3 protein-coding genes are annotated in these 3,915 nt (G+C 69.7%); all 3 read right to left on the reverse strand.

The window, feature by feature from the left end; translation table 11 throughout:
- Nucleotides 1-278: 278 nt before the first annotated feature.
- The 3 genes from QM582_RS05590 to QM582_RS05600 all read right to left on the reverse strand — a co-directional run bounded on the left by QM582_RS05590 (nucleotide 279) and on the right by QM582_RS05600 (nucleotide 3,664).
- Entirely contained in the window at nucleotides 279-1,595 is a 1,317-nt protein-coding gene (locus QM582_RS05590) for a TrpB-like pyridoxal phosphate-dependent enzyme (protein WP_415082509.1), read from the reverse strand.
- Between the two features lie 126 nt (nucleotides 1,596-1,721).
- Nucleotides 1,722-2,777: a magnesium and cobalt transport protein CorA gene (locus QM582_RS05595; RefSeq protein ID WP_415082511.1), complete on the reverse strand. Its 1,056-nt coding sequence runs from the start codon at nucleotides 2,775-2,777 to the stop codon at nucleotides 1,722-1,724.
- Nucleotides 2,778-2,857: 80 nt separating this feature from the next.
- Nucleotides 2,858-3,664, reverse strand: coding sequence for a DeoR/GlpR family DNA-binding transcription regulator (locus QM582_RS05600; protein ID WP_415082513.1), 807 nt, complete (start codon nucleotides 3,662-3,664; stop codon nucleotides 2,858-2,860).
- Nucleotides 3,665-3,915: the final 251 nt, after the last annotated feature.

Below are 3,915 nucleotides of genomic sequence, written 5' to 3' on the forward strand. Positions count from 1 at the left end.
GGTCCGGAACCTCTGACTCTCGCCCTTCCTTCCGCTCCCCAAACTATTTGGGGCACGCTGAATTCACCGACCCCCCAATAGTTAGGCGAGCGGAAGGAAGGGGCACCCGGCCGGTGGTAACGGCGCGGACGATGCCACCTCTCCGATTCGGGGACGCCCGATTCGGGGACGCCCGCCGTAAAGCCCTGCGTAACTACCTGGGCCCTCCCACATGCGGGAGGGCCCAGGTAGTCAGGCAGGGCTCTACCGGGCCGACGCGAGCGCCGGCCCGGCGGGTGTCAGCTGTCGGCCATCTCCCCGGCGAGGAACTCCGAGTAGGCCGGCAGGTCGAGCTGGCCGGACCCGGAGACGCCGATCACGATCACCGGGGAGGTACCGTCCGCGGCGGCCTGGCGGGCTTCGCGCAGTGCCCCGGCGATGGCGTGGTTGGACTCCGAGGCCGGCACGATGCCCTCGGTGCGGGCGAACAGGACGCCGGCGGCGAACGCCTCGCGCTGGCCGATCGCGATCGCGTCCATCAACCCCAGGTGCTTCACGAAGCTGACCAGCGGCGCCATGCCGTGGTAGCGCAGCCCGCCGGCGTGCACCGGGTCGGGCACGAAGTCGGGGCCGAGGGTGTACATCTTCAGCAGCGGGGTCATGCCCGCGGTGTCGCCGAAGTCGTAGCGGTACTCGCCCTCGGTCAGCGACGGCGCCGCCTTCGGCTCGCAGGCCACCAGCCGGGTCGTGGTGTTGCCGTACAGGTTCTCCCGCAGGAACGGCATCGCCAGCCCGCCCAGGTTCGAGCCGCCGCCGGCGCAGCCGTACACCACGTCCGCCTGCTGCTCGTCGAACTCGGACAGCTGCAGCAGCGCCTCCTGGCCGATCACGCTCTGGTGCAGCAGCACGTGGTTGAGCACCGAACCCAGCGAGTAGGACGCGTTCGGATCGCCGGCCGCCACCTCGATCGCCTCCGAGATGGCCATGCCCAGCGAGCCGCTGGTGTCCGGGAAGCGCTCGCGCAGCGCACGTCCGGCCTGGGTCAGCTCGGACGGCGAGGAGTGCACGGTGGCCCCGAAGGTCTCCATCAGCACGTGCCGGTACGGCTTGCCCTCGTACGACGAGCGGACCTGCCAGACCTCGCACTCCAGGTCGAACACGTCGCAGGCGAAGGCCAGCGCCGAACCCCACTGCCCGGCACCGGTCTCGGTGGTGAGCTTGGTGCGTCCGGCCTGCTTGTTGAAGTAGGCCTGGGCGACCGCCGAGTTGGTCTTGTGCGAGCCGACCGGCGAGGCGCCCTCGTACTTGTAGTAGATCCGGGCCGTGGTGCCCAGCTCCTGCTCCAGCCGCCAGGCCCGGATCATCGGCGACGGACGCCACAGCCGGTAGATGTCGCGGATCTCCTGCGGGATCTCGATCCAGCGCTCGGTGCTGGCCTCCTGCGCGATCAGCCCCATCGGGAACAGCGGCTCCAGGTCGGCCGGGGTGAGCGGCTCGCGGGTGCCGGGGTGCAGCGGAGGCGGCGGCGCCTCCGGCAGGTCGGCGACGATGTTGTACCAGTGGGTGGGGATCTTCGACTCGTCGAGGACCACCTTCGTCTTCGTAGGTGCGTTCACGAGCGTGAGGTTAGCGGGTCGGATCGGTCGCCGGAGGACGAGGCCCCGACAAGCTCGACCAGTGAGGGATGGGACGGCCTCGACAGGCTCGTCCGGCCATGACCGGGACAGGCTCGGCCTGCGGGTCTACAGCCACTTGAATTTCCGGAACAGGAAGTACAGCACGGTCATCCCGATCACGTTCATCGCCATCACCACGTAGTAGCCCTGGCCCCAGTGCAGCTCCGGGATGTTGTCGAAGTTCATCCCGTAGATCGCGCCCAAGGTGGTGGGCACCGCCACGATCGCCACCGCGGAGGAGATCTTCCGCATGTCCCGGTTGTCGTCGAAGCTGGCCCGGGCCAGCGCCGTCTGCAAGATGTTGGTCAGCTGGTCCTCCAGCGCCATCACGGTCTCCCGGACGGCCTGGACGCGATCGGCGAGCTCGCGGAAGTACGGCTTGGCGTTGTCGTGGATCTGACCGAACTCGCGGGTGTAGAGCGCGGTCAACGGTGCGCAGAGCGGGGCGACGCAGCGCCGGAACTCGATCAGTTCCCGCTTGATCTGATAGGTCCGTTCCAGGTCGGGCTCGCGGCGGTCGCCGAAGACCAGCTGCTCGCAGTCCTCGACGTCGTCCTCCATCTGTTCGGCGACCCGCTCGAAGTCGTCGATCGCCACCGACAGGCAGGAGTAGAGCACCCGGGACGGGCCGCGCGGCATGTCGTCGGATTCCTGCTCGACCAGCGCCCGCACCTCCGGCATCCGGGACGGTCCACTGTGCCGGGACGTCATCGCGTACCAGTCGCCGAGGAACACCATCAGCTCGCCGGTGGTGACGATTTCCGGCGGCGCGTCGGCGTCCCGCTCCTGGTAGGCGACGGTGGAGACCACGAAGAACAGGTGCTCGTCGAAGCGTTCCAGCTTGGATCGGCGATGCCCGTGCACGGCGTCCTCGATGGCCAGTTCGTGCAGGCCGAGCTGGCCGCCGAGGCGTCCCATGGTCTGCTCGCTGGGGTTGTGCAGGCCGATCCAGATGTAGCCGTCGCCGCTCTTGGCTTCCTCGACCGCCGCGGCCAGGTCGGTGTCGGGACGGGGGATGCCGCCGGTGTAGCGGGCCCAGATCAGCTCGAGCGGCTGTCGTCGTTCGGGACTTCCGGGGCGATCCTGGTTGGTGTCCCAACTGCTGCGACTGATCGTTGTCATGGCCGCCTCCTCTGACCGAGCCGGGACCATCGTAGTTCTCCGTTCCGCACTGCCGAGCGGGGGCGGGGACGCGGCGTGGTTCAGCGGCAGAGCACCGGGGTGGCGCCGGCGGCCTGCAGGGCCGACAGGTAGTCGATCGGGGCGTCGCCGCTGGTGACCAGCGTCCATTGCCGCGGCAGCGGCGTCCAATAGTTGAAGCTGCTCTCGGCGAGCTTGGAGGCGTCGGCCACCACGTAGAGCTCGGCGGCGTTCTCGATCATCAACGACTTCAGCCGGGACTGCTCGTAGGTCCGTGAGGCGACCCCCCGCACCGGGTCGAGGGCGTCGGCGCCGACGAAGGCTCGCCGGGCGTAGATGCGGCGCAGCATGGCTTCGGCCTCGCCGCCGTGAATGGTCTCGTTGAACCCGCGCAGCGCGCCGCCGAGCACCAGCACCCGGACCAGGTCGTGGTTGACCAGTCGGTTGATCACCCGGAGCCCGTTGGTCACCACGGTGACCGGCCGGTTGCCCAGGTAGACCGCGATCTGCTCGGTCGTCGAGCCGGCGTCGAGGATCACCACCTCGTCGTCCTCGATCACCTGGGCGGCCCAGCCGCCGATCGCCTTCTTCGCCTCGGCGTTGACCAGCTCGCGCTCCCGCATGTCCAGCTCGGTCCGGGGCGGTGCCAGCGCGGCCCCGCCGTAGGTGCGGGTGATCAGGTTCTGCTCTTCCAGGTCGGACAGGTCGCGCCGGATGGTGGCGAGTGACACCCCGAACTGATCGGCCAGGTCGCCGACCGAGACCTGGGACGGCTGAGCCGTCAGCAGATCGACGATCGCGCCGCGGCGCCGGTCTCCGACGATGTCGCGCCGGAGCTTCCGCCGCCGGGTCGCGGACGGGTCGGCCATCTCCGGGCTCCTCTCGGATCGCTGGCGGTGGGCTGCGGGCGCCGCCGTCGGCGAACGGGGGCGGGGCAGGGACGGGGTTGCCGGGTCTGCACCGCCAAGCCTAGAGCCTGGGACCCGGCGCTGTCGGAGAGGCAGAAGGCACGCCGTCACCCTCATAGCCTCCGACGGCAAGCCTGAGGCCTTGCGCCCGCCGGGGAGACGTCCGCCGGACGACGCGGCAGCCGGCAGGCGGGGTAACCGGCAGGCGCAAC

It is taken from the genome of Micropruina sp., from assembly GCF_047607385.1.
Lineage (GTDB): Bacteria > Actinomycetota > Actinomycetes > Propionibacteriales > Propionibacteriaceae > Micropruina.